The organism is Mycobacterium sp. Aquia_213, from assembly GCF_026625985.1.
Classification (GTDB): Bacteria; Actinomycetota; Actinomycetes; order Mycobacteriales; family Mycobacteriaceae; genus Mycobacterium.
On sequence record NZ_CP113116.1, the window covers coordinates 1,922,090 to 1,948,788 of the forward strand.

The 26,699-nt window shown below is 64.4% G+C and carries 25 protein-coding genes; 8 read left to right on the plus strand and 17 right to left on the minus strand.

Annotation, left to right across the window (positions count from 1 at the left end; genetic code table 11):
- Positions 1-8 precede the first annotated feature (8 nt).
- Positions 9-1,079 (plus strand): sulfate/molybdate ABC transporter ATP-binding protein, encoded by a 1,071-nt coding sequence (locus tag LMQ14_RS09050; protein WP_267734411.1) that lies wholly within the window; start codon positions 9-11, stop codon positions 1,077-1,079.
- A 3-nt stretch (positions 1,080-1,082) separates the two neighbouring features.
- Here the strand turns inward: LMQ14_RS09050 and LMQ14_RS09055 are convergent, their stop codons facing one another.
- The 4 genes from LMQ14_RS09055 to LMQ14_RS09070 are packed head-to-tail and all read right to left on the minus strand — an operon-like array spanning position 1,083 to position 4,583.
- Entirely contained in the window at positions 1,083-1,412 is a 330-nt protein-coding gene (locus LMQ14_RS09055; RefSeq protein ID WP_267734412.1) for a hypothetical protein, read from the minus strand.
- A 50-nt stretch (positions 1,413-1,462) separates the two neighbouring features.
- Positions 1,463-2,194, minus strand: coding sequence for a sirohydrochlorin chelatase (locus LMQ14_RS09060; RefSeq protein WP_420714628.1), 732 nt, complete (start codon positions 2,192-2,194; stop codon positions 1,463-1,465).
- Positions 2,173-2,916, minus strand: coding sequence for a phosphoadenylyl-sulfate reductase (locus LMQ14_RS09065; RefSeq protein ID WP_267734414.1), 744 nt, complete (start codon positions 2,914-2,916; stop codon positions 2,173-2,175). Before LMQ14_RS09065 ends, LMQ14_RS09060 begins: the two co-directional genes overlap by 22 nt.
- Complete coding sequence (locus tag LMQ14_RS09070) at positions 2,913-4,583, minus strand: nitrite/sulfite reductase (RefSeq protein ID WP_267734415.1); 1,671 nt, start codon at positions 4,581-4,583, stop codon at positions 2,913-2,915. Before LMQ14_RS09070 ends, LMQ14_RS09065 begins: the two co-directional genes overlap by 4 nt.
- A 508-nt stretch (positions 4,584-5,091) precedes the next feature.
- Between LMQ14_RS09070 and hemW the strand changes: the two genes are divergently transcribed.
- Entirely contained in the window at positions 5,092-6,264 is a 1,173-nt protein-coding gene (hemW, locus tag LMQ14_RS09075) for a radical SAM family heme chaperone HemW (protein WP_267734416.1), read from the plus strand.
- Positions 6,265-6,270: 6 nt separating this feature from the next.
- On the opposite strand, the gene LMQ14_RS09080 is transcribed toward hemW, so the two are convergent.
- Both LMQ14_RS09080 and LMQ14_RS09085 read right to left on the minus strand, forming a co-directional pair.
- Positions 6,271-7,509 carry a sodium-dependent bicarbonate transport family permease gene (locus tag LMQ14_RS09080; RefSeq protein WP_267734417.1) on the minus strand — a complete coding sequence of 413 codons (1,239 nt, stop codon included), beginning with the start codon at positions 7,507-7,509 and terminating at the stop codon, positions 6,271-6,273.
- A gap of 282 nt (positions 7,510-7,791) precedes the next feature.
- Positions 7,792-7,998, minus strand: coding sequence for a hypothetical protein (locus LMQ14_RS09085; protein WP_085221210.1), 207 nt, complete (start codon positions 7,996-7,998; stop codon positions 7,792-7,794).
- A gap of 539 nt (positions 7,999-8,537) precedes the next feature.
- On the opposite strand from LMQ14_RS09085, the gene LMQ14_RS09090 reads away from it, so the two are divergent.
- Positions 8,538-9,884, plus strand: a complete 1,347-nt coding sequence (locus LMQ14_RS09090; RefSeq protein ID WP_267734418.1) for a salicylate synthase — start codon at positions 8,538-8,540, stop codon at positions 9,882-9,884.
- A gap of 7 nt (positions 9,885-9,891) precedes the next feature.
- On the opposite strand, the gene LMQ14_RS09095 is transcribed toward LMQ14_RS09090, so the two are convergent.
- Genes LMQ14_RS09095 through LMQ14_RS09115 form a run of 5 tightly spaced genes read right to left on the minus strand, consistent with a single transcriptional unit; the run spans position 9,892 to position 15,175 of the window.
- Entirely contained in the window at positions 9,892-10,848 is a 957-nt protein-coding gene (locus LMQ14_RS09095) for a MerR family transcriptional regulator (RefSeq protein WP_267734419.1), read from the minus strand.
- A gap of 7 nt (positions 10,849-10,855) precedes the next feature.
- Positions 10,856-12,352: a flavin-containing monooxygenase gene (locus LMQ14_RS09100; RefSeq protein WP_420714629.1), complete on the minus strand. Its 1,497-nt coding sequence runs from the start codon at positions 12,350-12,352 to the stop codon at positions 10,856-10,858.
- A 2-nt stretch (positions 12,353-12,354) separates the two neighbouring features.
- Positions 12,355-13,275, minus strand: a complete 921-nt coding sequence (locus LMQ14_RS09105; RefSeq protein ID WP_267734420.1) for a ferritin-like domain-containing protein — start codon at positions 13,273-13,275, stop codon at positions 12,355-12,357.
- A 26-nt stretch (positions 13,276-13,301) separates the two neighbouring features.
- Positions 13,302-14,165, minus strand: a complete 864-nt coding sequence (locus LMQ14_RS09110; RefSeq protein WP_267734421.1) for an SDR family NAD(P)-dependent oxidoreductase — start codon at positions 14,163-14,165, stop codon at positions 13,302-13,304.
- A complete protein-coding gene (locus LMQ14_RS09115; protein ID WP_267734422.1) occupies positions 14,165-15,175 on the minus strand; it encodes an alpha/beta hydrolase in 1,011 nt (336 codons plus the stop codon). Before LMQ14_RS09115 ends, LMQ14_RS09110 begins: the two co-directional genes overlap by 1 nt.
- 221 nt (positions 15,176-15,396) lie before the next feature.
- Between LMQ14_RS09115 and LMQ14_RS09120 the strand changes: the two genes are divergently transcribed.
- Both LMQ14_RS09120 and LMQ14_RS09125 read left to right on the plus strand, forming a co-directional pair.
- Positions 15,397-15,534 (plus strand): hypothetical protein, encoded by a 138-nt coding sequence (locus LMQ14_RS09120; protein ID WP_267734423.1) that lies wholly within the window; start codon positions 15,397-15,399, stop codon positions 15,532-15,534.
- Between the two features lie 9 nt (positions 15,535-15,543).
- Entirely contained in the window at positions 15,544-16,215 is a 672-nt protein-coding gene (locus LMQ14_RS09125; protein ID WP_267734424.1) for a glycine-rich domain-containing protein, read from the plus strand.
- On the opposite strand, the gene LMQ14_RS09130 is transcribed toward LMQ14_RS09125, so the two are convergent.
- A complete protein-coding gene (locus LMQ14_RS09130) occupies positions 16,198-16,719 on the minus strand; it encodes a GNAT family N-acetyltransferase (protein WP_267734425.1) in 522 nt (173 codons plus the stop codon). The genes LMQ14_RS09125 and LMQ14_RS09130 overlap by 18 nt on opposite strands.
- A 291-nt stretch (positions 16,720-17,010) precedes the next feature.
- On the opposite strand from LMQ14_RS09130, the gene LMQ14_RS09135 reads away from it, so the two are divergent.
- Complete coding sequence (locus tag LMQ14_RS09135; protein WP_324291114.1) at positions 17,011-18,489, plus strand: MFS transporter; 1,479 nt, start codon at positions 17,011-17,013, stop codon at positions 18,487-18,489.
- 74 nt (positions 18,490-18,563) lie between these two features.
- Here the strand turns inward: LMQ14_RS09135 and LMQ14_RS09140 are convergent, their stop codons facing one another.
- Positions 18,564-19,016 (minus strand): nitroreductase family deazaflavin-dependent oxidoreductase, encoded by a 453-nt coding sequence (locus tag LMQ14_RS09140; protein WP_267734426.1) that lies wholly within the window; start codon positions 19,014-19,016, stop codon positions 18,564-18,566.
- A 345-nt stretch (positions 19,017-19,361) separates the two neighbouring features.
- Here LMQ14_RS09140 and LMQ14_RS09145 point away from each other — a divergent pair, with 345 nt between their 5' ends.
- The gene (locus tag LMQ14_RS09145; protein ID WP_267734427.1) at positions 19,362-20,144 is read left to right on the plus strand and encodes a 3-hydroxybutyrate dehydrogenase; all 783 of its coding nucleotides are present in this window, start codon (positions 19,362-19,364) and stop codon (positions 20,142-20,144) included.
- Between the two features lie 19 nt (positions 20,145-20,163).
- Here LMQ14_RS09145 and LMQ14_RS09150 read toward each other — a convergent pair whose 3' ends face one another.
- The 4 genes from LMQ14_RS09150 to LMQ14_RS09165 form a co-directional block, all read right to left on the minus strand.
- Positions 20,164-20,718, minus strand: a complete 555-nt coding sequence (locus LMQ14_RS09150; RefSeq protein WP_267734428.1) for a hypothetical protein — start codon at positions 20,716-20,718, stop codon at positions 20,164-20,166.
- A 114-nt stretch (positions 20,719-20,832) separates the two neighbouring features.
- A complete protein-coding gene (locus LMQ14_RS09155) occupies positions 20,833-23,658 on the minus strand; it encodes an RND family transporter (RefSeq protein WP_267734429.1) in 2,826 nt (941 codons plus the stop codon).
- Positions 23,655-24,053 carry an MmpS family transport accessory protein gene (locus tag LMQ14_RS09160; RefSeq protein ID WP_267734430.1) on the minus strand — a complete coding sequence of 133 codons (399 nt, stop codon included), beginning with the start codon at positions 24,051-24,053 and terminating at the stop codon, positions 23,655-23,657. The genes LMQ14_RS09155 and LMQ14_RS09160 overlap by 4 nt, the downstream gene beginning before the upstream one ends.
- A 330-nt stretch (positions 24,054-24,383) precedes the next feature.
- Positions 24,384-24,809, minus strand: coding sequence for a hypothetical protein (locus LMQ14_RS09165; RefSeq protein ID WP_267734431.1), 426 nt, complete (start codon positions 24,807-24,809; stop codon positions 24,384-24,386).
- A 222-nt stretch (positions 24,810-25,031) separates the two neighbouring features.
- Here LMQ14_RS09165 and LMQ14_RS09170 point away from each other — a divergent pair, with 222 nt between their 5' ends.
- On the plus strand, positions 25,032-26,480 hold the full coding sequence (locus LMQ14_RS09170) for an FAD-binding oxidoreductase (protein ID WP_267734432.1): 1,449 nt from the start codon (positions 25,032-25,034) through the stop codon (positions 26,478-26,480).
- Positions 26,481-26,699 lie beyond the last annotated feature (219 nt).

The window sequence follows — 26,699 nt, forward strand, 5'->3', positions numbered from 1 at the left end:
ACACGGATATGACCGCCACCAAGACAGACAACGCGATCATCGTTCGCGACGCCAACAAACGCTACAACGATTTCGTGGCGTTGGATCACGTGGACTTCGTGGTCCCCACCGGTTCACTGACGGCATTGCTGGGGCCCAGTGGCTCGGGCAAGTCAACCCTGTTGCGCACCATCGCCGGTCTCGACCAGCCCGACACGGGAAGCGTGACGATTAACGGGCTCGACGTGACCCGGGTGCCGCCGCAGCGGCGCGGCATCGGATTCGTGTTCCAGCACTACGCCGCGTTCAAGCACATGACGGTCCGCGACAATGTCGCGTACGGATTGAAGATCCGCAAGCGCCCCAAGGCCGAGGTCAAGGAGAAGGTCGACAACCTGCTGGAAGTCGTGGGGCTCAGCGGATTTCAGGGTCGCTACCCCAACCAGCTCTCCGGCGGTCAGCGACAGCGGATGGCGCTGGCGCGAGCGCTGGCCGTCGACCCGCAGGTGCTGCTGCTCGACGAGCCGTTCGGCGCGCTGGACGCCAAGGTTCGCGAGGATCTGCGGGCCTGGCTGCGGCGCCTGCACGACGAGGTCCACGTCACCACGGTGCTGGTCACTCACGATCAGGCCGAGGCGCTGGACGTGGCCGATCGGATTGCGGTGCTCAACAAGGGCCGCATCGAGCAGGTCGGGTCCCCGACCGAGGTCTACGACGCTCCCGCGAACTCGTTCGTGATGTCGTTCCTGGGCGCGGTCTCGACACTGAACGGCAGTTTGGTTCGCCCGCACGACATCCGGGTCGGCCGCAATCCCGAGATGGCGATCGCCGGAGGTGACAGCGCCGCCGAGTCCATCGGAGTGGTGCGGGCGACCGTCGACCGGGTCGTGGCACTGGGTTTCGAGGTGCGCGTCGAGTTGACCAGCGCGGCCACCGGCGGCAATTTCACCGCTCAGATCACCCGAGGTGACGCCGAGGCGCTGGCCCTGAAGGACGGGGACACCGTCTACGTGCGTGCGACCCGCGTGCCGTCCAGCATCACCGATGCTGCGCCGTCCGGCGGTGCCGACGAAGATCAGAGCACTTTGACGTCGGCCTGAGAGTTATTGCAGCGTCGACCAGTAGGGCGGCTGTTGGGTCAGCCGCTCGATGTATTCGGTGACCGTCAGCTCGTCGGATTCAGCGGTGTCATCGCCGTGGGCGAATGGGCACCATCGTGGATCGGCTTCGATGATCCACACCGCTTCGAGTTCCACCTCGGGTACCGGGGCGCCCGGCGCCGGTGAAATCAGGTCCGCGGCGAATCCTTCTGCGCCGGGCCAGGTCAGGCCGTCGCTGTAAATGACCTCGTTGTTCCGGTTTTGCGCCACGACGTGGTAGTGCGGCAGGCCGGCCAGATGCTCGGCGAGCCGGTGCGGGTCATGATCGCCCATTGCGCCATGTTAGTGGTGCAAGCGATCTGGTGTCAGGCCACTCGGGCCGCTCAGGCCGCGATCTGGCCGGCGGCCGCCTCGGCGAAGCGATCCAGCACCGTCTCGGCCACCAAACGATGGGCGCCCAGTGGGGCAGCCATCTCGATACCGGCCTTCGCGGCGAACCTTTGCACCCGATCGGGTATCAGTCCCGGGGCCAGGAACCACGGCGCAATGACCACTCGGCGGGCGCGCTGGCGGCGCAACCTGCCCAGCGATTCGGTCAGCGAACGTTCCTGCTGGGTGGCGAACGCGGTGGTTGCCCCCGCCCAAGACGTGCCCGCCAACAGCTTTGGCGCGACCCGGCCCGTGCGCGCGTTCACCGCCGGGTCGGATGTGCCGATCGCCACCACGAGGACACCGACACTGTCATCGAGGCGCGAGACCCCCAACTCCGTCACACGCCGGCGCAGCACCGACACCAGCCGGTCGTCCTCGCCGAGCACCGGTGCCTGCCACACGTGTTGGGTCGTAACGCAACCGGTGATCTGGGCGGGGATGTCGACCCGGGCGTGGTAGGCGTTGGCCAACAGCAGTGGGGTGACGACAGCCGGGCCATCGACCGATGTGAGCACATCGGCCAGGCTCGGTGAACTGTGGTCCAGGAATGCCAGTCGCACATCGAGATTCGGCCGCAGGCGCGCCACTTCGTCGGCGACGGCCTGTGCATTGACCGCCGACCGTGGATCCTTACTTCCGTGTGCGGTCAGCACGAGCGTGGTCACGACGCGTGCAACCCGCATTCGGTCTTGGCCTGCCCCTGCCAACGTCCGCTGCGGGGGTCGGCGCCTTCGACGGGCTTGGCCGTGCAGGGGGCGCAGCCGATCGACGGATAGCCTTCGTAGACAAGCGGATTAACCAGCACATCGTGCTCGTCGATGTAGTTCTGCATGTCCTCGTCGGTCCACGCCGCCAGCGGGTTGATCTTCACCAGCTTGAATGCCTCGTCGAAACTGATCAGCGGCGCGTTGGCGCGGGTCGGTGCCTCGACTCTGCGTATCCCGGTCACCCAGGCGGAGTATCCGCTGAGCGCTTTGCCCAGCGGGGCGACCTTGCGTAGCCGGCAGCATTCGCCGGGGTCCCGCGCGAACAGGTCCTTGCCCTTCAGCTCGTCCTGCTGGGCCACCGTGTGCTCGGGAGTGACGTTGAGAACCCGCACGTCGTAGACGGATTCGACCGCATCGCGGGTGCCGACAGTTTCGACGAAGTGATAGCCGGTGTCCAGGAACAGCACCGGTACGCCGGGGCGCACCTTGGACGCCATGTCCACCAGCACGGCGTCTTGCATGTTAGAGGCGACGATGTAATTGCATGTCGCCCAGCCGCGCGGCCCGTTGATACCGCCGAAGTTCTCTTCGGTCCAGCGCAGCAGCTCGGCCGCGCTGGCGCCCTCGAGTTCGGCCGCACCCTTGGCGGCTAGCTCGCGCAGTGCGGCGGTGTCCGGATCGGTCGCTTCGGTGCTCATCGCAGGTCGCCCTCCTCGGCGCGAAGTGCCCATTGCGCGAACCGCTCCCCGTCGTTGCGGTGCTTGACGAAGTTGCGGGCCACCCGATCGATGTAGTCGCCCAGCTCGTCGCTGGTGACCTTGTGCTGGCGCAGTTTTCGGCCGAATCCGCTGTCCAGGCCGAGGCTGCCGCCCAGATGCACCTGGAAGCCCTCGACCGAGTTGCCGTTGCCATCGTCGACCATCTGGCCCTTGAAGCCGATGTCGGCGATCTGAATTCGCGCACACGAGTTGGGGCAGCCGTTGATGTTGACCGTGATCGGCACGTCGAGCTGCGAGTTGATGTCCTGCAGTCGGCTTTCCAGCTCCGGCACCAAAGTCTGCGCCCTGACCCGGGTTTCGGCGAAGGATAGTTTGCAGAACTCAATCCCGGTGCAGGCCATCAGGTTTCGGCGCCAATGCGACGGTTGCGACTGCAGGCCGAGCGCGTCGAGGCCGGCGGTCACGTCGTCGAGCTTGTCGTCGGGAATGTCGAGGATGACCAGCTTCTGGTAGGGCGTGAACCGGATCCGGTCCGACCCCGCCTGCGCGGCGAGGTCGGCCACCGCGGACAGGATGGTGCCCGATACCCGCCCCGCGATCGCGGCGACGCCGACGGCATTGAGCCCGTTCTTGAGCCGCTGCACGCCGACGTGGTCGATCGGGTGCTTGACCGGTTCGGGGGCCGGGCCGTCGATCAGCGGACGCTTGAGGTACTCGGTTTCCAGAACTTCCCGGAATTTCTCGATACCCCAGTCCTTGATCAGGAACTTCAGCCGCGCCTTGGCCCGCAGCCGTCGGTAGCCGTAGTCGCGGAAGATCGAGGTGACCGCGGCCCACACCTCGGGCACCTCTTCCAGCGGTACCCAGGCGCCGACCCGCTGGCCCAGCATCGGGACGGTGGACAGCCCGCCGCCCACCCACAGGTCCAGCCCGGGGCCGTGCTCGGGATGGTTGACGCCGATAAACGCAATGTCATTGACCTCGTGCACGACATCCTGCAGACCGGAGATCGCGGTCTTGAACTTGCGCGGCAGGTCGGCGAACTCGGGCTGACCGATGTAGCGGCGCACGATCTCGTCGATCGCCCAGGTCGGGTCGAGTACCTCGTCCAGCGATTCACCGGCCAGCGGTGAGCCCAAGATCACCCGCGGGCAGTCGCCGCACGCCTCCGCGGTCTGCAGGCCGACCTCGTCCAATCGCCGCCAGATTTCGGGGACGTCTTCCACCCGTATCCAGTGGTACTGCACGTTCTCCCGATCGGAGATGTCGGCGGTGTCGCGGGCGAACTCGGTCGAGATCTGGCCCAGCGTGCGCAGCGCCGGGGCGGACAGGGCGCCGCCGTCACAGCGCACCCGCAGCATGAAGTACTTGGCCTCGAGCTTGTCCATGTTGTCGTCGCCGGTCCAGCTGCCGTCGTAGCCCTGCTCACGCTGGGTGTACAGGCCCCACCAGCGCATGCGCCCGCGCAGGTCGTTCTTCTCGATGCTGTCGAAGCCCTCTTTGGAGTACTTGTCCAAGATGCGTTCCCGCACCTCAAGCGGGGGACCGGCCTGCTTGAACTCCTCGTTGGGGTTCAGCGGCTCGCGATCTCCCAGCGCCCACTGGCCCTCACTCCGGGCCGCCTTGGCGGGACGGGCTGTGGTCATTCGAAGGTCTCCTTCGCGGACTGAGCAGGCATGGACGCGCGACGCACCGGTCAATAGCGGCGGGCGCAGATCCGGCGCCAGCTGGACGTACAGGTGGGCGGGTCTACGGAATCAAGCCGGACAGCTACAGCTGCAAACACGCTTGAGATCGATGTGCCGCCGCACCACTAGCGCAATGCGCTGGCTGGGCTGGGCGACGGTCACGCGCCCATTCTGCCACGGATAAGGACGGGCCGTGCCACCAGGTCGGATTTGTTCTCACGGTGAGCAAAACTACCCGATAATCCTGGGTAATTCGACATACAAAGCCGAGAAAGCCCTGAGAGTGGCCCACTCGTGCGTCTGACGTGGCTAATTGGCCGACCGGCCGGGCCGGCGGGGGTCGACCCGTCTGCCAAGCGGCGCGGCGATGCGACTCGTACAATCGCGCGCCGGGCCGGGGTGAATTTGCTCACCCACTCATCCGGCGAGCGGCCGGCGTGACCCGGTGAACGTGCAATCATTTGGCATGGCCCTTCGCGCGGTACCGGCCGAGCTACCCGGGATACAGCGGAGTCCTGGACAGTCGTTTGGGATATATGTCCATGTCCCGTTCTGCATAACCCGTTGCGGGTACTGCGATTTCAACACCTACACACCCGCCGAGTTGGGCGGCGTCAACCCCGACGCCTGGCTCGAGGCGCTGCGCACCGAACTGGCGCTGGCCGCCGCGCGGCTGGATGCCCCGACGGTGAACACCGTGTTCGTCGGTGGTGGAACGCCGTCGCTGCTGGGCCCGGCGCGCATCGTCGCGCTGCTCGACATGGTGCGCGAGCACTTCGTGCTGGCGCCGGACGCCGAGATCACCACCGAGGCCAACCCGGAATCCGCCTGGCCGGACTTCTTCGAGGCCGCCCGAGCCGCCGGGTACACCAGGGTTTCCCTCGGCATGCAGTCGGTGTCCCCGTTCGTGCTGGGCGTCCTCGACCGGATCCACACCCCGAACCGGTCCGCAGCCGCGGCCCGCGAGGCGTTGGCGGCGGGCTTCGAACACGTCAGCCTGGACCTGATCTATGGAACGCCCGTGGAAACCGACGACGACCTGCTGCGCTCGGTCGACACGGCGATCGCGACCGGCGTCGATCATGTGTCCGCGTATGCGCTGGTGGTCGAGGAGGGAACCGCACTGGCGCGCAGGGTCCGCAGTGGCGAGCTGGCCGCACCCGACGACGACGTGCTGGCGCACCGCTACGAGTTGCTCGACGAGCGCCTGTCCGCAGCCGGCTTCGATTGGTATGAGGTGTCCAACTGGTCGCGGCCGGGCGGGGAGTGCCGGCACAACCTCGGCTACTGGGATGGTGGTCAGTGGTGGGGTGCCGGGCCGGGTGCGCACGGATACGTGGGCGCAACGCGGTGGTGGAATGTCAAGCATCCCAACGCCTATGCCGAGGTGCTGGCCGGTTCGGCGTTGCCGGTGGCGGGTTTCGAGCAGCTCGATGCCGAGGCATTGCACACCGAGGACGTGCTACTGAAAACCCGCCTGCGCCAGGGGCTTCCGCTGGAGGGGCTGAACGCCGCCGAACGTGAACGAGCCAAAACCGTTGTCGCCGACGGCTTGCTGGTGGCCGACGGCGACCGCCTGGTCCTCACGCCACGCGGCCGGTTGTTGGCCGACGCGGTCGTGCGGACGCTATTGGGGTGAGGCGCGTCAGACGCCGAACCATTGTTCGATGATGCGGGCGATCTCGATATAGAGCGGGATGCCGATCGTGACGTTGTAGGAGAACGTCAGACCCAGTGACGCGGCCAACGGCAGTGTCGGGCTCGCTTCCGGGATTGCCAATCGCTGGACCGCCGGCACGGCGATATAGGACGCCGCGCCGCACAAGACCGCAAACAGCACATAGGTGCCCGTCTTGAAGTCGGTGTGGGTCACGCTGGCGTAGGCGCAGGCGACGAAGATCCCCAGTGTGGCAAAGACATTCGGTGCCAGCACCGCGAAGAAGATGAATCCGGGCCCTGCCGTTCTGAGGTCTTTCAACTTGCGGGATGCCGTCATGCCCATCTCGAGCAGGAACAGACACAGCACGCCCTGGAACGCCATGACGAAGAACTTGTCGTCGTCTTGCACGACCTTTTGGCCCTGCAGACCACTGATGAGGCCAATCACAATCCCGCCGATCAGCAGGACCAACCCGGGGTTGAGGAAGACCTCCTGGAAAAGCTCGCGCGAGAAGAGGGACGGCTTCTTCTTGGTGAGCTGGGTGCCCGGGCTCACGTCGAGTTCCTCTGTGCGCTCGCCCTTTTCCAGCGAAAGCTCGAGTTCTTCCTCGATTCCCCGTGCGCGCTCGGTCTCCAGGCTCTGGCCCTGCGGCGGCCGTGCCGCGGTGCCGGGCCCGACGCCGACCTTGACCGGGGTGTAGCCCGGCTCGTCGGCCATGTTGCCCGCGGCGTCTGTTCCGCGGTGCCGCAGGTGGGCCACCAGGTACAGCGCCACCAGGCAGCCGGGAATCTCCATCACGGCCAGCATCACCGGCATGTAGGCGTTGAAGGCGATGTTCACCGCGGCGAGGACCGCCACACAGGTGGCAAACGTGCCGGCCGAGTCCGACCCGTAATAACCGGCAATGGTTGCCCGGTCGATTCTGCGCAATCTGGTCAGCCAACCGAGCAGGTAATAGGCGAAAATGCCGATCAGGAAGTTGACCACGAAGCCCAGCGCCATGAATCCCACGATCGCGCCGACGCTGGAGGCATTGACCTCGGCGAGTTCCTCACCGCCATGCCAGCCGATAGCCAACAGCAGGTACATCGTGAGGCCTTGATAGATCACATAAGGGAACTCGAATCGCACCTTCAAGATCGGAATCAGGAATCCGAAGTAGAAGAAAAGCAGGAGTGGCTTGAACAGGTTGTGCGTGAAGTTATGCCAGAACTCTTGCAGCATTGGTGCCTCTCTTTATCGGTCCGGTGGCCCGGGGGAAGCACCGTCCGCAAGCGGGGGCTACCACGAACATCCCGACGACCGTGGAAAATTTAGCTCTGCCGCTGCCAAACCGCCACTCGGATCAGACGCGAAATGTGCACGTCGTTCCAAGCCGCGTCGAAATGGTTGCACATCGCAAAACCCGTGGTCACAGCGGTGCTGGTAGGACCGGGTACGGGGCGATTAGCGTGAATCTGGTGTGAGTTCGCTGTGCATTTACTGTCAGGATTAGCGTGTCGGCGCTTACCCGGATATTAGCGAGGGCCTGACCCCGGCGCCGCGTTTGCGGTGCGTGACCGACAGCCATGCGGACGGCGAGTAATGCGTCGTAATTTCTTCGAATCCATCGACCCGCGAAACCGTAAGCACGCCGGTTTCCTGGTTAATTTCGAGTTCGTCGCCGTCGGACGCGTGGACTTCCTCACCGTTCGCGAGCCTGATCACGAACATAATGTTCCTCTCGTTCGATGGGGTGGTAATCGCGATCGGGCATTTGCTGGGGTCATTCGCACCCGGCCGGATTAAACCTCCGTTACGTTTTTCTGTCAGCGGCCTTGGAAACGTCGGACACGGATCGGGGGTCCCCAGAGCACACGCGGATGCTACGAATCCTGTTGGGGTTCACCCGAACTACCCCCTTCTCCGCGCCGCTCGGCCTGGCGAGCCCCCCATGCAGTCGGCGCCGGAGCCAGTGATGGTACGGGGAACACAGACATGTTAGCCCTTTCCTATGCGCTAAGCAGGTGAACGAGGGGCAAACGTTTCTGCCTCACGATGCCGCCGGACCCATCGCTGTGCCAACCGTCACGCGTCGGCTTTCATCGCTGCTGCCTGCGGAAACGGGTGTGGAGTAGAACTCACGCGGCGGGACCGCCCGGATTCCGTAGACAAGGTGATACCGGTTAATTCCAAGCGGGATCTGCCCGATTGCGGCGGCTCCAGAGACCCCGACTTTATGAGGTCTCTATGTTAGGTTAGCCTTACCAATTATGACCGAAGCCAGCGTCGAGACAAATGCGATCGGTGTGCCGTTTCCGCTGATTCCCATCCCGGCCCGCGTCGACCCTGCCGATCTGGCAGCCGAGTTGGCGGCGGTCCTGCCTGAGCGAGTCGGGGAGGAGTATTTGCTCTACGAGCACACCGGCCAATGGGTGCTGGCCAGCGGCGTGCACGCGATGATCGAGCTGGACAGCGATGAATTGCGGGTTATCCGGGATGGCGTGACTTTGCGACAACAGTGGTCCGGGCGACCGGGGTCGGTCCTGGGTAAGGCGATTGATTCGCTGCTGCGGGAAACCGACCAAGTTTTCGGCTGGATCGCCTTCGAATTCGGTGTCTACAAATACGGGCTGCAGCAGCGGTTGGCGCCGGGCACCCCGCTGGCCCGACTGTTCTGGCCGAGTTCTCGCATCGTGGTGAGCCAGGACGGCATTTCTGTGTCCTCGGACGCGCATCGCGAAGTGGTGCTCGAATTAGTCCGCGAGGGTGTGCCCACTCTGCGCGAAACCCGCGGGATCGATATCACCGCCGACGAATCGAATTACCGCGATCGGGTGAATGCGGCGGTCAGTGAAATCGCGGCCGGGCGGTACAACAAGGTGATTCTTTCCCGTTCCGTGGAAGTGCCTTTCGCGCTGGACTTTCCGTCTACCTATCGGCTGGGCCGTCGGCACAACACGCCGGTGCGGTCGTTTCTGCTGCAGCTGGGCGGAATTCGTGCGCTGGGCTACAGCCCCGAGCTCGTCACGGCCGTCCGTCAGGACGGCGAGGTGATCACCGAGCCGTTGGCGGGCACCCGCGCGCTCGGTCGTGGTCCGGCGAGCGACCGGCAAGCCCGCGACGATCTGGAATCGAATTCCAAAGAGATTGTCGAGCATGCTATTTCGGTGCGCAACTCGCTGCAGGAGATGAATGAGATCGCCGAACCCGGCACGGTGGTCGTGACCGACTTCATGACCGTGCGGGAGCGGGGGAGTGTGCAACACCTGGGCTCGACGGTCACCGGGCGGTTGGATGCGTCCAGCGACCGGATGGACGCTTTGGAGGCGCTCTTTCCGGCGGTCACCGCGTCGGGAATCCCGAAGGGCGCGGGCGTCGAGGCGATCATGCGCCTCGACGAAGCACCGCGCGGGCTGTATTCCGGTGCGGTGGTGATGGTCTCGGCCGACGGAGCTCTGGATGCCGCGCTGACGCTGCGGTCAGCCTACGAATGCGACGGGACGACGTGGCTGCGGGCCGGTGCCGGAATCATCGAAGAGTCGCTAGCCGAACGCGAATTCGAGGAAACCTGCGAGAAGCTGTCCACGCTGGCGCCGTATCTGATTGCGCGTCAGTAGCTGCTCTTCAGTTGGCTTTCCGCCGGCGTGCCGACAACTCGTCGAGCGGCGCATCGGCTCCGGCTTCCGGTGAGCGTTCGAGGTAGTCGGCGAGGATACGGCTGGCCAACGACTCGATGTTGGACTCGATCGAGGACGCCAGCGTTGCGGTGACGGTGGCCACCGCCTGAGTGCGGAACCGGACCAGCATCGTGATCAGTTCGGCGATCTCGGCATCCGCGGGCAGTGCCTGGCCCGGCTTGATCTTGTCGATGACGTGTTCGGCGCCGGCGCGCACCAGCAGGTCGCTGATCTTGTCGATCTCGGGCACGATCTGCTCGTGCAGGTCGACTAGCTTCTCCAATTTGACGCCGTAGCCCCGGATCTCGTTGAACGCTTCGATCAGCTTGGGCCGGGTGACGGTGGCCCGCTCGCCGTCCACCCGGATCACCTGCAGCGCGACCAGTCGCTCGAATGCCGTTGGATCATCGACCAGGCGCTGGGCGTCGACCAGCGTCATGGTTTCCGGCTTCTCGGTGGTCCAGGTACCCACGATGGCCGTCTCCAGACCCAGCACATCGCCGAGGTTCTTGCCTTCCTCCCACGCGCTGAGCATTTCCCGCACGTGTGCGATGTTGTAGCCGCGGTCGAGCATCGAGGTGATCAGCCGCAGCCGGGTCAGATGGGTGTCGTTGAACAAGGCGATGCGGCCGACCCGCAACGGCGGCGGCAGCAGCCCGCGATCGCGGTAGACGCGGATGTTGCGGGTCGTGGTGCCGGCCAGCCGGGCCAGGTCGTCGATCCGGTATTCCCCGGACGCCGCGGTGCCGTGTGGATGCTGCATGGCCGCGTCGAACAACTGAGACACCGCGGTCTCGATGAAGTCCCGCGATTGGCGGCGAACGCGTTTGGGAACCCGGCGCACGTTGTACAGGACGCTGGCGATGGTGCCGGGCTCCGGGCGAGGCGGTCGGTCGGGTGGCATCTCGGCCTTACGCGGTCGAGGTGACGCGCGCCGTGGCCCGGCGCGCCACCGCCTGGTAGTCCGCATAGCGGAAATCGTTCATCTGGCGAAGATACTGGCTCGCGAATCCCGGGTACATCGAGCCGTTGAACCCATCCTTGGTGAGATACCAACTGCGGCAACCCGACATCCAGGTCGTCTTCGTGAGCCGGCGCTGAATGTCCTCGTTATGGCGCACCTGGACGTCTTTGCGCACGTCGAGGTAGCGCAGGTCGTCGTCGAGGATGGTGCGAATGCCGCGCACCGCGTAATCGAGCTGGCCCTCGATGTAGACCAGCAGCGAATTATGGCCCGGCCCGGAGTTGGGGCCGGTCATGAAGAACAGGTTCGGGTAGCCGTGCGCGTTGATGCTCTTGTAAGCCTGTGCGCCGCCGGCCCATTCGCCGGCCAGCGACCGACCGCCGAGGCCGCTGACGTCGAACGGCGGACCCGTGAGGTGGACGTCGTAGCCGGTGGCGAACACGATGCAGTCGAGGTGGTGTTCGATGCCGTCGCTGGTGCGGATGCCGACCGGGCTCAGCGTCGCGATGGGCCAGGAGATCAGTTTGCAGTTGTCGCGTTGCAGCGCCGGGTAGTAATCGCTGGAGACCAGCATGCGCTTGCAGCCGGGGGCGAAATCGGGGGTCAGCTGCCGGCGCAGCCACGCGTCCTTGACCGTGGCGCGCAAATGGGCCTGGCCGAGTCGGGCCACCAGCGAGGTGAGCGGGGTGTTCCACACCAGCGCCGTGGCACTGGCCTCGTGGCCCCAGAACAGCGCCCGGCGGGCAAGCTGTTGGACGGCGGGAACTTTGGCGAACAGCGTCTGCACCGCCGTGGGAGTCGCCACATCCAGACGGGGCAGCACCCAACCGGGAGTGCGCTGGAACACCTTGACGAACCCGGCCTGCTTGACCAGTTCGGGAACGATCTGGATGGCGCTGGCGCCGGTACCGATGACGGCGACTCGCTTGCCCGCGAAGTCGTAGTCGTGATCCCAGCGGGCGCTGTGGATCTTGTGTCCGGAGTAGCTGTCCAGGCCCCGGATGTTCGGGAAGCAGACATCCGACAGCGGGCCGGAGGCCAGCACGACGGTGCGGGCGCGAAATCGCTTGCGGTTCTTGGTTTTGGCCGTCCACACACCGGCGTCCTCGTCGAAGGTCAAGCCGGTGACTTCGTGTTTGAACCGGATGTGACGGCGGATGTCGAATTTCGTCGCCATGTCCTCGAGGTGGCGGCAGATCTCCGGGGCAGGTGAGTACGTTCGCGACCACGTCGGGTTCTTCACGAATGAATACGAGTACAGCAGCGACGGGACGTCACAGCTGGCCCCCGGATAGGTGGTGTCGCGCCATGTTCCACCCACCCGGTCGGCGCGCTCCAGGATGACGATGTCGGTAACCCCGGCCTCGGCCAACCGAATTGCGGCACCGAGTCCGGTGAAGCCGGCCCCGATGATCAGTGTTGCGTAGGTGTGGTCGGCGCTCACGATCAGGCCGCCGGGTCGTGGGTGAGTTCCCTGGACCAGCTGGGCATCGGCCTTAGCAGTGGCTTGGGGTAGAAATCCGACAGCCACACCATGGAGTTGGCCAGCAGTTGATAGGGGTGGCGCGGGTTGACCACCCACATGCCGTGCCGTTTGAGCAGCTTGTAGGTGGGCACCCGTCGGGTACGTTCGCCCCGGTCGCCGAGTTGCTTGAAACGGTTGACCGCGTTGAACAGTCGCTCGGGTTCCATTCCCATGCCGGCCATCTCATTGCGGATGCGGTTGAGTAGCGGTACGTACATGACCATCCCGAGGATGAGGCCCGGCGATGCGAAGCGGCCGACGAATTCGATGGCCAGCCGGCGTGCCTTTGCGTTGCCGATCATCTCCAGCACCTCGAAATCGACGGCGATATGCCGTGATTCGTCGTTGTTGATCTTCTCGAAGACTTGGTGGCAGACCGGGTCTTCCACGGATTCCAGCAGGAATTTCAGCAGCGCACCGTCGAGTGCCACCTCCAGCATCGGGATCACGGTGCCCAGCACCGACAGCGGCATGTCGTCGGCGAAGTTGTCGAGCCATTCGATCGCCAAGCGGATGTTGACGTTGGGCTTGGGGATCTCGCCGTCCTCGAGCATGCCCCAGCGTTTCATCAGCGCCAATTCGGCGTTGGCGTGCCGCTGCTCCTCGGCATGGAAGTATCGGTAGATTTCGGCGATGGTCGGGTCCGGCGCCTTCTTGGCGAGCGCCGCAAATCCTCGGGCACCGATGTTCTCGATCCAGCACAGGTCGGCCATGAAGGCCTTGAGCTTGGGCCGAAATTCGGGCTTGATGGTTTCGGCGCCCGTTGCGTCCCAGTCGATATCGGCCAGCGCCCACTGCCGATCCTTGATTTTCGCAAGCATGGCTTCCATATCGATGGCCACCAGCGGCCCCCTTTCCCCTCGGGTTATCAGTGCAGGTTTGCCCGGGATGCCAGACCCGCTACGCGGGTATAGGCCTGTGGGGCGAGACGTTTGATATTCCAGCCGACCTTGGCGTCGAGTTGCGGCATGCAGTAGAGCTCGTCGCGGTCATGGGCGGCCAAGCAGATCCGCGCCACCTTCTGTGCCGAGATCCCGGTCCAGCGCATCAGTTTGTTGGCGAGATCGCTGGATTCTTCGGTGATGCGGCCCGATTCGACGATGTTGGTCTTGACAAACGTCGGGCACAACACAGTGACCCGGATGTCGGTGCCGGACAATTCGGCGGCCAGCGTTTCGGAAAGCGAAAGCACCCCGGCCTTGCTCACGTTGTAGGCGGCCATACCGGGGGCCGCGGCGAACGCCGCCGCCGAGGCGACATTGATGATGCCGCGCGGGGCATGTGACGGCCCGGCCTCGCGCAGGATAGGAGTGAACACGTGGCAGCCGTGAATCGGGCCCCACAAGTTGACGCCGAGCGTCCACTCCCAATCATTTAGGGGCACATCGCCGATCGCGGCGCCACCGGCGCCGACACCGGCGTTGTTGATGACCAGGGTGGGTGCGGCCCCGAAGTAGGACTGTGCCGTTTCGGCCAGCGTGCGGACGTCGTCGATCCGCGAGACGTCGCAGCGCATCGCCATCGACTTCGCACCCAGCTCGGCGATCGCATCGGCGGTCTGCTGCGCGGCGGCTTCGTCGATATCGCTGCACACCACCGTGCCGCCGCGGCGACCGAGCTCGACGGCGAACGCGGCGCCGATGCCGCTGCCGGCCCCCGTCACCACGGCCAGTGCGTCGCGGCTGGTGGCCTTCGACGTGCCCAGCAGTTTGTCCAGCGGTCCGAACACCATCAGCCCACCTCTTGCGCGACTGCGCGCGCATCCTGCAACGCGTGGGCGATGAACCGCGCGACGTAGGCCATGGCCTTGGCGGCTTCCGGTGTCATGCGCGGAAGTGCTTGGAAGACATGGACTTGGTGGGGCCACACTTGCAGCTCGCAGCGGCCGCCGGCCGCCTTGATGTCGGCGGCCAGCTGCCGCGCGTCGTCCTGCAGCATTTCGGCTCCGCCGGCCTGAACCAGGGTCGGGGGCAATGTCGCTCCGCCGGCAACGTCGAGCGTCAACCGGGGGTGGGTGAGCTCGATGCCCGGGTGATAGAGCGCGACCAGGCGGGCCGCGTCGGCCACCCGGATGGCGGGATCGGGGCGAATCTTTTCGCGGGCGAGCGACAGCGCGAACGTCATGTCGATAAGCGGCGAGAACAGCACCAGCGCGGCCGGGGATTGCGCGGCGACCTCGGGTTGCAACAGCATGTCGACCGTCAGGTGACCGCCGGCCGAATCACCGGCGATCACAATCTGTTTTGCCGGAATACCGCACGTTTGCACCAGCCAATCCCAGCCCGCCCGGACATCGTCGGCGGCGGTGGGGAAGCGATGGCGCGGTGCCAGCCGGTAGTCAACGCTGAACACCGGCAGCCCGGTCAGCGACGACAGCCAGGATGTCAACCGCCGGTGTGTCTTTGGCGAGCACACGGCATAACCGCTGCCGTGCACGTAGTAGATTGCGCCCGCGTCGGTCGACGAACGCGGCGCCTCGCTCGTTGGCGTGCGGGGCCCGTACACCCATTCGCCCTTGACCCGGCGGCCGTCGGGCAATCTCGTGTCGACCTGCTCGGCGCGGGTGCCCGCCAGCGAGGGGCCGAAGGTGGCCATCACCTGCGCGATCATCCGGCGCGACAACCAGATTCCCCACGCCTTTTCGGGCGGCACCACTCCGCTGAACGGCCGCAATGTGTACGTGCTTACCGCCGCCGCGCCGCGGGACCTCAGTGACCCACGGGCCGGAACGATGTCCGCCATGCAACGGAGTCAACCGCAAATGGTGACATTCGTCAATGGCAGCTTTGGATGGAGGCGGGCTCGGCGGGCGGTGGCGCTTACGCGTTGTCCCCCAATCGGTGGACAACGGGGTCCCCCCCAGGGATCCTCCGGTTGGCGGACAGACAAAATATTCATTCATCGCAATACTTGCATTCAGAGGGCTTCGGGGAGACCGGCCCACCAACTGGAAGGCAATAGCAATGAGCATCACGAAAAAGACCACCGCGACCGTCACCGTCGGCCGACTGACCATCGCCAGCCCCGCTGGACGCTCCGCCGAACTGCTGTGCTTCTGCAAGTCTTCCGACGCCAACCCTGGCTTCGCACAGGCTCGGTAAACTGCCGTGGTGCTTGAAGGTCGACTTGTCGAGGCGTTGGCCTTCAATGCACCCTTTGTGATCGACCGACTGGTCAAAGATCGGGTGGCCGATACACCGGCATTCGCAGAAGAGCTCTTCACCGAGGCGAAGAAGTATCTGGTGCTGTGCGAGGCGACGCCCGACATGACGTTCGGCATGTGCTCGGCAATCGTGGACGAAGCCTGGCACGCGTTCATCCTCTTTACGACCGAGTACACGGAATACGGTCGCCGTTATTTCGGTAACTACGTCCACCATTCGCCCGCCGACAATTATCAGACGGTCGAGCCGACCGCCGCCGACGGTCGGCCACAAAAAGAGGCTTCCTTCAACGAATTTCGGCAGCGATACGAGGAGTTGTACGGTCACCCGCTGCCGGCCGTCTGGTATGACGACCGCAGCGTCGCTCCGTCCCGCCGCGTCGTCAACGACAAGGCCGGGACATTGACTGTCACTGTCGACGACCACACCGCCCACCTGAGCGACGACAGCGGCAACACTGTGCTCTCCGTCAACGAATTGGCGCTTGAAGCTCTGGATTTCATTGCCCGAACCCCCGACTTCTATGTGCGCGAACTCCCCGGAGACCTGACCGGGGAAGAGAAGGCGGGCGTGATCGCGCCGCTGGTCCGGTTGGGCGTGTTACGCCTGGCACCCTAGCGGGGTGACATACCTGACCTGCTGCACGGACGCTCCACCGAGAACGACGGTTTGTTGCACTCCGTCGGTCGTCCACCCATGGCGCTCGTAGAACCGCCTGGCACGCATGTTGGTGGCAAGGACCCACAAGAACGCCTCTTCGTGGCCGGCCTGATTCAGTCGGCTGCACCCGGCCGCGAGCAGGGCGTCGCTGACTCCTGAGCCCCAGTACACAGGGTCGACGTACAGCGACCAGATTTCTCCGCTGTCGACCGCGTCGTCGTCGCGCGACGGGCCGATGGTGGTGTGGCCGCGTATCGTGTCGCAATCAACCGCTACCAGCGTGTACGGACCGTGCCGCAGGTCCATCCCGTCGAAGGCGTATCGCGTTGCCATGTCCTCGGGACGCAACCCGTCGAGAAAGTCCTGCGCGACGAGATCCCGGTAGCCCTGCTGCCAGGATCGGACGTGGACTCGGGCGACGGCCAGCTTGTCTGCTGCTGTCGCTTCCCGGACGTCGACCACCTTGGAAGTATCACCCGCCGCCCTGCAGAGTGCTAACCGTACTTTTTCGGCCATCGAGGCAGACTTCCATGGATGCCGCGGGCGGCCTACCGGGTTGGACTCTCGTGAACGATCACCATATCGTCTTGCGCACAACCGATTTGGAAAAGAACAAGATCAGAATGCGGGTCTAGCCGGTTGCACGCTATCGTCTGCAGGTGGCCATACCCACTTCCTCGAGCGCTATCTTCGCGGCGATGCCGGCGGCAACCGCGGGCGCATCGGCTTCGTTCGGCACCGCACCATTCATCCATGGCTGAACCGGCGACACCGCGCCCGTGGGCGGCGCTATGGGCGATGCTTACCGGCTACTTCATGACCTTGATCGACTGGACCGCAGTCTCCGTTGCCAATCCGTCAATCATGACGGCGTTGCACACCGACTACGACTCGGTTGTATGGGTGACCAGTGCCTACTTGCTGGGATTCGCCGTGCCGCTGCTCGTGGCCGGGCGCCTCGGTGACCAATTCGGCCCTAAGACAATATATTTGGTTGGGCTTGCCGTCTTTACCGCGGCGTCGCTGTGGTGTGGGCTGGCGGATTCCATCCAGATGCTGGTAGCGGCGCGTGTGGTCCAGGGCGTCGGTGCCGCGTTCCTCACTCCGCAGGTGTTGTCGATGATCACCCGAGTCTTTCCGTCCGGGCGCCGCGGCGTCGCGACGAGCCTGCGGGGTGCCGTCGTCGGGATCGCAACGCTGGCTGGGCCACTGGCCGGCGGCGTGCTCGTCGACGAGTTGGATTGGCATTGGATCTTTTTCGTCAACGTACCGATCGGCATCCTGGCCTTTGGGCTCGGAGTCTGGCTGATACCGGTGCTGCCCAAGAGCCGGCACAACTTCGACGTCATCGGTGTCCTGCTGTCCGCCGTCGGCCTTTTCCTGATCGTGTTCGCGTTGCAAGAGGCCCCGTCCCAGCACGGGGCGCCTTGGATCTGGGGGATGTTCGCCGCCGGTTTGGTCACGATGGCGGCGTTCGTGTGCTGGCAGGCCACCAACAAGGGTGAGCCACTAATTCCGTTGCGCGTGTTCAGCGATCGCAATTACTCGGTCTCCAGCCTCGGGGTGGGGGTACTGGCCTTTGCCTGGACAGCCATGGCGCTGCCCTTCATGTTTTTCGCGCAACTGGGATGCGGGCTTTCGGCAATGCACGCGGCGTTCCTGACGGCGCCGCTGGCCGTGTTGACGGCGGTGCTGACGCCCGTGGTGGGTAGGGTCGCAGACCGTTCGGACCCCCGTCGCGTCATCGGCGGCGGCTTCGCGGTGTTGGCCATCTCATTGGCCTGGCTGTCGCTCGAGATGACCCCGGCCACCCCCATCTGGCGCTTGTTGTTGCCGTTCCTCGCTGCTGGCGTGGGCGTGGTATTTCTCGGCGCGCCGCTGGCGGTCACCGCGATCCGCAATCTGCCCCCCGAGTTGGCTGGTGCGGGCTCCGGCGTTTTCACCGCAGCACGTCAGGTCGGCACGGTGCTGGGCAGCGCCAGTATGGCCGGGTTCATGCATTGGCTGGTGGTTCGGCAGTTACCGATCATCACCGGCATGAACGCGGGCGGCCCCGGGCTTGGGGTTGTGCCCCCGGCGAGATACCGCAATGAATTTGCGATAGCGATGTCTGAGTCGATGTTGCTGCCTGCGGTCGTCGCGTCGCTGGGCGTGGCCTGCGCGCTGTTACTGGTCGGATCGCAACGACCACAGGGAAATTCGGTTCCATCAGAGTCTGAATCGGTCAGCTGAGTTCGCAGCACTGCGAGTCGTCATATGGTTCTACTCGCTGGGGGCTGGGGTCTCGAATTCGTTGGCGGGCTTGGTCAGTTACTGCGTTGCAGGGTGAACACCGGGATGGTGCGCGTGGTCTTACCTTGGTACACACCGAAATTCGGGTGCTTGGACACGATTTCGCCGAACAGCGAATCACGCTCTGCGCCCTTCGCCTCTCGGGCGATGGCCGCGAACGACTCGGTGCCCACCTCTACGCGGACTTGCGGAGTTGCGCGCAGGTTGTGCGCCCACGCCGGATCTTTCGGCGCGCCGCCGCGGGAGCCCACGACCACCATTGCTCGATCGATGGTGAAATACGCGAGAGGGGTCATGCGTGGCAGACCCGACTTGGCACCGGTCGTGGTCAGCAACAACACGCCGATGTTTTCGAAGACGCCACCCACCTTGCCGTTGTTTTCCCGAAACTCCCGGATGATCTGCTCGTCGAAGGTCTTCAGCGCGACCGTGTCGGTGCGGAATCGCTCAGGATCAAACTCTTGCACCTAGGCGAGGGTAGGACGTCCGGTGCCGCGCGGGGAGCCATCTGCTGGCCAGAAAACTGACGTTGTCACCGAGGTGAGCCACGACCCACTCGGCGCGCATTAGGTGCCGAGGCGTGCACGCCCCCGACCGGCGGGCGAAGCCCGGTCTCTGCTTGCGCACGAAGGGCAGTGCAGAGGGTCCGATTCCCTCATAACATCGCAGCCCAGCATTGCCCACCGTTGACAGCACGCAGCACATCACCACGTGCAGATTCGTGACGATGAGGGCGGGCAAGGGGCATCCACCCCCGGCGACGGATAATCTCCTGCGGTGGCCGAGATGCGTCGCGAAGGAGAAGTGTGGAGATGATCCGCGGAAAGTCCGTCCTCGTAACCGGTTCCACCTCGGGTATAGGTCTCGCCGTCGCGCGGGCCTTCGCCGCAGAGGGAGCGAATGTAACCCTCAACGGTTTCGGTGACCTGGGCGCCATCGAGCAGCAGCGGCGAGATATCGAAGAGACCTTCGCGGTGCGCGCGGCCTATTCGGGCGCCGACGTGACCAGCCCGGCCGAGATCGCCGAGATGATCAGCGATGCCGAAAAGGCCTTCGGAGCGGTCGACGTCCTCGTCAACAACGCGGGCATCCAATTCGTGGCCAAGGTGGAGGATTTTCCGGTCGAGAAGTGGGACGCGGTGATCGCGACAAATTTGTCGGCCGTTTTCCACACGTCTCGCTGTGCGCTGCCCGGGATGAAGCGCCGCGGGTGGGGCCGAATCATCAACATCGCCTCAGCGCACGGGCTGGTCGCAAGCGCCGAGAAGTCGGCCTACGTCGCAGCCAAGCACGGCGTTGTCGGGCTCACCAAGGTGGTGGCAATCGAAACCGCCGAGGCCGGCATCACCTGCAACGCAATCTGCCCGGGGTGGGTCATGACACCACTCATCGCGCAGCAAATCGAAGCGTTCGCCAACACGACCGGAAAATCCTTCGAAGAGGCCAAGCAAGAATTCGTCGCCGAAAAACAGCCGATGGCCCGCTTCACCCGCCCGGAAGACGTTGGCGCACTTGCGGTCTTTTTGGCCGGCGAAGCGGCCGCCACCATCACCGGCGCGAGCTACTCGATCGACGGCGGCTGGACCGCCCAATGATGTCCCGTGGCCGAGCGGGCTAGCGGCCCAACGCGAACGGGCTCGGCGCAGCGGGGCCGGCACCCAGCAGCGGCAACTGCGGCACAGGGTTGGCGCCCGGTAACTGGAATGGCATGGACGGATTGGCGCCGGGCATTCCGAACGGCATCTTGCCGTTGGCCAGCGATGTCATCACGCCCGGGCATTCCATCTGGATCGCCATGCTGGCGACCATTCCGGCCATGTTCGGCGGAAGTCCTTTAATGAGACCCAATTGCGATGTCACCGACGCGAGGGTTGCGCCCGGCTTGACCAGCGCCGGGCAGATCGACTGGCCGATCCCGGCAAGACTGTTGGTCAGCGAGCCGTTGGTGCCGTTTCCCATACCGTTCAGCGCGGCGGTGACGGGGTCGGGGGACGGGTCGGCCTGCGCGAGAGCGGGCAAGGCCGCCCCGGCGGTGAGTATGCCCGCCGCAACCGCGAACGGACGAAGCGCCGCCGCAGCCGCATTGATGAAATCTGCCCATGCCGTCGGTTGGCGATCCTCTGAAGAGCGACGGACAGTCCATGGGCGGTACATCATCGGTGCGGTCATCTTGCTCCTCGGCGATCGCGGAAGTGCACAGCTGCGCACTGCCCATCACTTCGGTAACAATCAGCAATCCGTTACAAAACGAATCGATATACCCCTGCCCCGCTGGTGGGGGGCCTAGCGCTGTGGCAGCGGGCGGCTGCGCACCAGCGTCGGCCACCAGAACCACGGCCCGAGGATCCGCAGGATCGCTGGCACCACAAACGAACGCACGATCAACGTGTCGAGCAGCAGGCCGATGCACACAGTGGAACCGACTTGTCCGATCGTTCGCAGATCGCTGGTCAGCATTGCCAGCATCGTGAACGCGAACACCAACCCCGCCGACGTCACCACGCCACCCGTGCTTCCGAGCGCGCGGATCAGACCGGTGTGGATTCCGGCGTGCAGCTCCTCTTTGACCCGGAGGATCAACAGCAGGTTGTAGTCCGAACCCACCGCCACCAAGATGATGAACGTCAGCGGCAATATCAGCCAGTGCAAAGGCAGACCGATGAGATGCTGCCAAACGAGTATGGAAAGCCCGAACGCGCCGGCGTAAGAGAAGGCCACCGTGAGGGGAATGACCAAGGCAGCCATCAGACTTCGCGTCAGGAACAACATGATCAAGAAGATCAGCACGAAGGCGGCGATCGCCACGATAAGCAGATCGGACGCGGCGTACTGCTTGATGTCCTTGTTGGTTGCTCCAGAACCGCCGATATAAACTTTCGAACCGGCCAGCGAGGTCTCTTTGAGCGCCCCGGTTATCGCGTTGGGGAACTGTTCGACATGCTGCACGCCTTCCGGGCCATTGGCGTCCCCCTCGTGGGTCACGATGATCCGGGCAGCCCGGCCATCCGGCGACATCAGCAGCGTCATACCAGTTTTGACGTCTTCGTTGTCGAAACCTTCGTGCGGAATGTAGAAGAAGTCATCGCTGCGGGCCTGGTCGAAGTCGAGCCCGACATTGATCTGGTCGTCGAATGTCTGGTCGGTCTGGGTGCTCTGCAGAGACGACTGACCGTAGGTGTTGACTAACAGATTGGCCAAAGCCTCCGAGTCGTCGGCCGTGAGTTTCAGCTGCGTGATGATTTGCGGCAAGGTCTTGTCGATGATCTCGAGCGACGCTACGGCGTCCTTGATATCGTCGGCCATCTTGTCCAGGCCGTCGATTGACTCGAACAGCGACCTGAATGCGTAACAGACCGGAATGTCGAAACAGTGCTTCTCCCAATAGAAATAGCTGCGCATCGGCCGGAAGAAGTCTTCGAGGTTCGCCAGGTTTGACCTCAACTCGTCGGTGACCTGTTGCATGTCCTCCATCGTGAGGACCGTCTTGTGCATTTCGTCCGACATCGTCTGAAAGAAGCCGATTTCCTTCCGCAAGACCGTGACGGTATGCGTCGTGATCTCTGCCTGCTCTTGGGTATTGGCGTTTTGCTGCTTGGTGAACGGGAGCTGTTGGCCGCTACCGCTGCCTTGCGTAGTGAACAAGTAGGGGATAGTGGCGTGTTCCAAAGCTCGGCCCATGGGCCTGGTGATGCTTTGCACCATCGCAACGCCGGGAAGGCGTTCGAGAGCCTTCGCCGCGCGGTCCAACGAGATGAAGTCACCCGAGTTTCGCAGGTCATGATCCGACTCGATCATCAGCATCTCGGAAAACAGCTTGCTCTTCGGGAAGTGCCGATCCGCTGCCTGGAAACCAAGATTGGCGGGGGAATTATGCGGCTGGTACTGACGGTCGTCGTAGTTCTGCCGGTACGTCGGCACGAAGATCGCCCCGAGCATGACGGCCGCGGTACTGGCCGCCAATATTGGCACCGGCCAGCGGACCACGCTCGTCCCGATCCGCCGATACAGGTGTGCTTTGGCTTTGCTTTTCGGGTCGAAGAGCCCAAAAAGGCTGCCCACCGTCAAGAAGGCCGGGCCGAGCGTCAGTGCTGCCGCGATCGTGAACAGCATGCTGATCGCAACGGCCGGCCCCATGGTGTGGAAGTAGTTGAGTCGCGCGAAAGTCAAGCAATAGCACGCCCCCGCGATCGTCAGCCCCGAGCCAAGAATGACGGGCGTGACGCTCTTATAGGCGGTGTAAAACGCCTCCTCCCTGCCTTCGCCGTCATGTCGGGCCTCGTGGTAGCGGCCCATCAAGAAGATGCCGTAGTCCGTCCCCGCTCCCAGGGTCAGCGCGACGACGATGTTCACCGCGAATGACGAGAGCTCGATGTACCCAAGATGCCCGAGGGTTGCGATAACCCCCTTCGCGACCAGCATCTCGAACAGAACTCCGGCCAACGGCACGAACAGGGTGACGGGCGAGCGGTACACGAGCAGCAACATCGCGATGATGAGAAAGATCGTCACGATCGTGATGTCGTTCAAGCTGGAATTCGCAATGGCTACCGTGTCCGAGGCGAGCGGCGCTGCGCCGCTGACGTACACCTTGAGCCCGGGCGGTGGCGTGTCCTTCGCGACGATATCCCGAACGGCCGCAACGGATTCATTCGCTTGCATTTGCCCGATGTCGCCACCGAGCCGCAACAGCACGTAGGCGCACTTGCCGTCGAGGCTCTGCGCCCCCGCCGCGGTGATCGGCTTGCCCCACAGATCCATGACGTACTGCACATGCTTGGGGTCCTGCTTGAACCGGTGCACCAAATCGTCGTAGTACTGATGATCCGCGTCGCCCAGCGGCCGGTTGGCTTCCAGCACAATCATGGCCAAGCTGGTCGAATTGGACTCGTGGAACTCCGCACCGATGGACAACAATGCCCGCTGCGACGGCGCGTAGTGCGGGACTACCGGCCCCGCAAGCTCTTCGGCGACCCGCTCGACCTGCGGCATGAAAGTGTTCGTCGACACGGCCAGAAGGGCCCAGAAGGCGATGATCGGTATCGCGAAGACGCGGACCATTCGGGGGACGAAGGGTCGTTTCGCCGGAGGCTGCGACCGATGCTCGCTCATGCGGATTTCACTAGGCAAAAGACGTGTGCGTCCTGATGGTTATCGGACTGTTCAGCGCGGACAACGCCATTCACCCGCAGCCGGCAGCCGACTTGACCACCCTGAACCTGCGCCGAGATGCTGCCGGACACCACGGTGAGTGTGGTCGACTCCGTGTGCGACCACGGCAAGGTCGTCAGATCAACCCGATGCGGATGTCCGTTGACGTCCACCCAGACGAGAATCCCGCCTTGCCCGGCCGAACCGAACAACTCATACGTGAGTCGTTTGATACTGAACTCCGGCGGTGCTGCCGGCTGATTGACGGTGATGACGGGCGGGGGATCGGAGAATTCGTGCACCTTCAACATGGCCACCCCGCCGACCGCGATCACAACGACGGCAACCAAAGGCATCCAAGCTCGTGCCAAGACGGTCCTGCCGACTGAACGAGGGCTCACCCGGTCACCCTTTCGAACCTCGCCCCCGCACCCTGTGCTCTCATCCCACCCCACCTGTGGCCTGAATAGTAGACGGTCATGTACTCAATGAGATGGACTGACCGTACCGGATGACTACGGACGTTGCCATCCACCGGGGCCCACGGCAATACCGACGAGTCGCACCGGGAATCGGCGAAAGCGCCACCATTACGAATGGGCGTGAACACGCTTTTTGCTGCCAATCATGCTGCCGACAGAAAATGGCACGTCAGAACGGTTATGGACTACGTCATGCGCGTTGCGTCATGACATTTTCCGCAGCCGCCTTTTCAACCTCGCGCTGCGCAGGATCTGAGTCGTGAAGTTCAGGGAGGCGAGCATGGGGAACACCCCGAGGAATGTCCGCTCGGAGGGCGTCGCTCCATGCAAGTGGTACAGGCTGCCAAACACGTAAAAGCACCCCACCATGAATAAAGCGCCGGGAATGCAGAACGTCATCGCGGAGCTACGGTCGGCAACGATCTGCCTCGCATAGTCCATCTCATCCCTCGACAATGGTTCGCGTTTACGCACCTTCGTGGTGACCGTTCTGGCGATTCCGATATCGTCGCTTATCGGAGTGGCGGGTCGGTCCCCCAGGCGTTTGACGTATACGGCAGCGAAGGCGGCGAACACCAGGGCCAGCGCCAGGGCGACCACGGTCAGCAGCCCATACAAAGCCTGCGTCATTACTCGCTCCTTCGCTCCTTCGCTCCGCCGAAGCCGTTGTGTACGCGATCGATCACTAGCTTAGGCCCGAGCCGGTGCTGTGGGGAATCTCTGGCTGCCAGCGTTGGGTCAGGCGCGGGTAACGGTTGAGGCTCGTTTCGGTTATGCCGCCGCACGTCGGGCGCTGCCGCGAATCGCGTGGTTTAACAATGCGGGACATGACGCAATCGCGGGAGTCCGACGATGGCGCGTGAGATCTCGCGGCAGACGTTTCTGCGTGGTGCCGCCGGAGCGCTAGCGGTCGGCGCGGTGTTCGGCACGGGCCGATTCGGTTCGGGTCCGGCTGCCGCTGCGCCGAATGCCACTGGCTGGGACGGACTTTCGTCCGCGCTCGGCGGCAAGGTGTTGCTCCCGGACAGCCCGCAATTCGGCGCGGCCAAGCAGGTTTTCAACACCAACTACAACGGCTCGACTCCCGCGGCGATCGTCACCCCGACCTCGGCTGCGGACGTGCAAAAGGCGATGGCCTTCGCCGCCGCCAACCACCTCAAAGTCGCTCCGCGCAGTGGGGGGCACTCCTACATCGGCGCGTCGACGGCCAACGGCGCCATGGTGTTTGACCTGCGGCAGCTGCCCGGGGGAGTCAATTACGACGCCGCCACCGGGCAAATCACGGTGACACCGGCGACGAGTCTGTATTCCATGCACGAGACGCTGGCCGGCGCCGGCCGGGGGCTCCCGACGGGTACTTGCCCATCGGTGGGCGCCGCGGGACACGCCCTGGGTGGCGGGATGGGTGCCGATTCCCGGCATGCCGGCCTGCTCTGTGACCAACTGACGTCGGCACAGGTAGTGCTCCCCGGCGGCCAGGCGGTCACCGCGTCCGCCAACAGCAACCCCGACCTGTTCTGGGCGCTGCGCGGTGGCGGGGGCGGCAACTTCGGCGTGACCACCTCCTTGACCTTCAACACGTTTCAAACCCACGACGTCGACGCGGTGAACCTCAACTTCCCGCCGCAGTCCTTCGCGCAAGTCTTGGTGGGCTGGCAGAACTGGCTCCGTACCGCCGACCGAAACAGCTGGGCACTCGCCGACAGCACCACCGAAGCGACGGGCACGCACTGTCGCATTCTCGCGACCTGCCCGGCCGGGTCGGGCCCCAGCGTGGCGAACGCGATCATCGCTGCCGTCGGGATGCAACCGACCGGGACCGAGAACCACACGTTCAACCGCATGGACTTGGTGCGGTATCTGGCCGTCAACAATCTCAACCCCGCGCCGCTTGGCTATGTCGGCGGTTCCGATGTTTTTCCGGCGATGACGCCGGCCGCCGCGCAGGGGATCGCTGCGGCGGTCAACGCATTTCCTCGTGGCGCCGGCCGCATGCTGGCGATCATGCACGCCCTCGACGGCGCGCTGGCCACCGTGGCACCGAACGCCACCGCCTACCCCTGGCGGCGGCAGGCCTCGCTGGTGCAGTGGTACGTCGAAACCGGTGACCCGGCGGCGGTGACCAACTGGCTCAACACCGCACACCAAGCGGTGCAACCGTATTCGGTGGGCGGCTACGTGAACTACATCGAGGCAAACCAGCCGCCGGCGCGCTATTTCGGCCAGAACCTGTCCCGGCTGTCCGCCGTCCGACAGAAGTTCGACCCGGGCCGCGTCATGTTCTCCGGGCTGAATTACTAGCGGCAGGCCGTCGTTCGTCATCGAGTGTGCGTTGACGGCGTCGAGTGTGCGCTCAGGCCGCCGTCAGTGCACACCGAATGCCGTGAGGTCAGCCCGCGAACCGGATGCCACGAAGTAGCTCAGCCGCCCCGGGCCGACTCGTCCAGTAGCCGGCCGCGTGGCGGCTCGGTCGGCGGGGAACGACATAAAAACCCTCCGCGGGCGGCGCTGTGTCCGGTA

Bases quoted from the DNA above. Each gene is read 5' to 3' on its own strand.
- LMQ14_RS09165 (WP_267734431.1), bottom strand. From the start codon at position 24,809: ATGACGCAGGCTTTGTATGGGCTGCTGACCGTGGTCGCCCTGGCGCTG.
- LMQ14_RS09055 (WP_267734412.1), bottom strand. From the start codon at position 1,412: ATGGGCGATCATGACCCGCACCGGCTCGCCGAGCATCTGGCCGGCCTG.
- LMQ14_RS09170 (WP_267734432.1), top strand. From the start codon at position 25,032: ATGGCGCGTGAGATCTCGCGGCAGACGTTTCTGCGTGGTGCCGCCGGA.
- LMQ14_RS09070 (WP_267734415.1), bottom strand. From the start codon at position 4,583: ATGACCACAGCCCGTCCCGCCAAGGCGGCCCGGAGTGAGGGCCAGTGG.
- hemW (WP_267734416.1), top strand. From the start codon at position 5,092: ATGGCCCTTCGCGCGGTACCGGCCGAGCTACCCGGGATACAGCGGAGT.
- LMQ14_RS09160 (WP_267734430.1), bottom strand. From the start codon at position 24,053: ATGCCTTTGGTTGCCGTCGTTGTGATCGCGGTCGGCGGGGTGGCCATG.
- LMQ14_RS09085 (WP_085221210.1), bottom strand. From the start codon at position 7,998: ATGTTCGTGATCAGGCTCGCGAACGGTGAGGAAGTCCACGCGTCCGAC.
- LMQ14_RS09090 (WP_267734418.1), top strand. From the start codon at position 8,538: ATGACCGAAGCCAGCGTCGAGACAAATGCGATCGGTGTGCCGTTTCCG.
- LMQ14_RS09120 (WP_267734423.1), top strand. From the start codon at position 15,397: ATGAGCATCACGAAAAAGACCACCGCGACCGTCACCGTCGGCCGACTG.
- LMQ14_RS09095 (WP_267734419.1), bottom strand. From the start codon at position 10,848: ATGCCACCCGACCGACCGCCTCGCCCGGAGCCCGGCACCATCGCCAGC.
- LMQ14_RS09060 (WP_420714628.1), bottom strand. From the start codon at position 2,194: ATGCGGGTTGCACGCGTCGTGACCACGCTCGTGCTGACCGCACACGGA.
- LMQ14_RS09050 (WP_267734411.1), top strand. From the start codon at position 9: ATGACCGCCACCAAGACAGACAACGCGATCATCGTTCGCGACGCCAAC.
- LMQ14_RS09150 (WP_267734428.1), bottom strand. From the start codon at position 20,718: ATGACCGCACCGATGATGTACCGCCCATGGACTGTCCGTCGCTCTTCA.
- LMQ14_RS09110 (WP_267734421.1), bottom strand. From the start codon at position 14,165: ATGGTGTTCGGACCGCTGGACAAACTGCTGGGCACGTCGAAGGCCACC.
- LMQ14_RS09080 (WP_267734417.1), bottom strand. From the start codon at position 7,509: ATGCTGCAAGAGTTCTGGCATAACTTCACGCACAACCTGTTCAAGCCA.
- LMQ14_RS09145 (WP_267734427.1), top strand. From the start codon at position 19,362: ATGATCCGCGGAAAGTCCGTCCTCGTAACCGGTTCCACCTCGGGTATA.
- LMQ14_RS09155 (WP_267734429.1), bottom strand. From the start codon at position 23,658: ATGAGCGAGCATCGGTCGCAGCCTCCGGCGAAACGACCCTTCGTCCCC.
- LMQ14_RS09135 (WP_324291114.1), top strand. From the start codon at position 17,011: ATGGCTGAACCGGCGACACCGCGCCCGTGGGCGGCGCTATGGGCGATG.
- LMQ14_RS09115 (WP_267734422.1), bottom strand. From the start codon at position 15,175: ATGGCGGACATCGTTCCGGCCCGTGGGTCACTGAGGTCCCGCGGCGCG.
- LMQ14_RS09065 (WP_267734414.1), bottom strand. From the start codon at position 2,916: ATGAGCACCGAAGCGACCGATCCGGACACCGCCGCACTGCGCGAGCTA.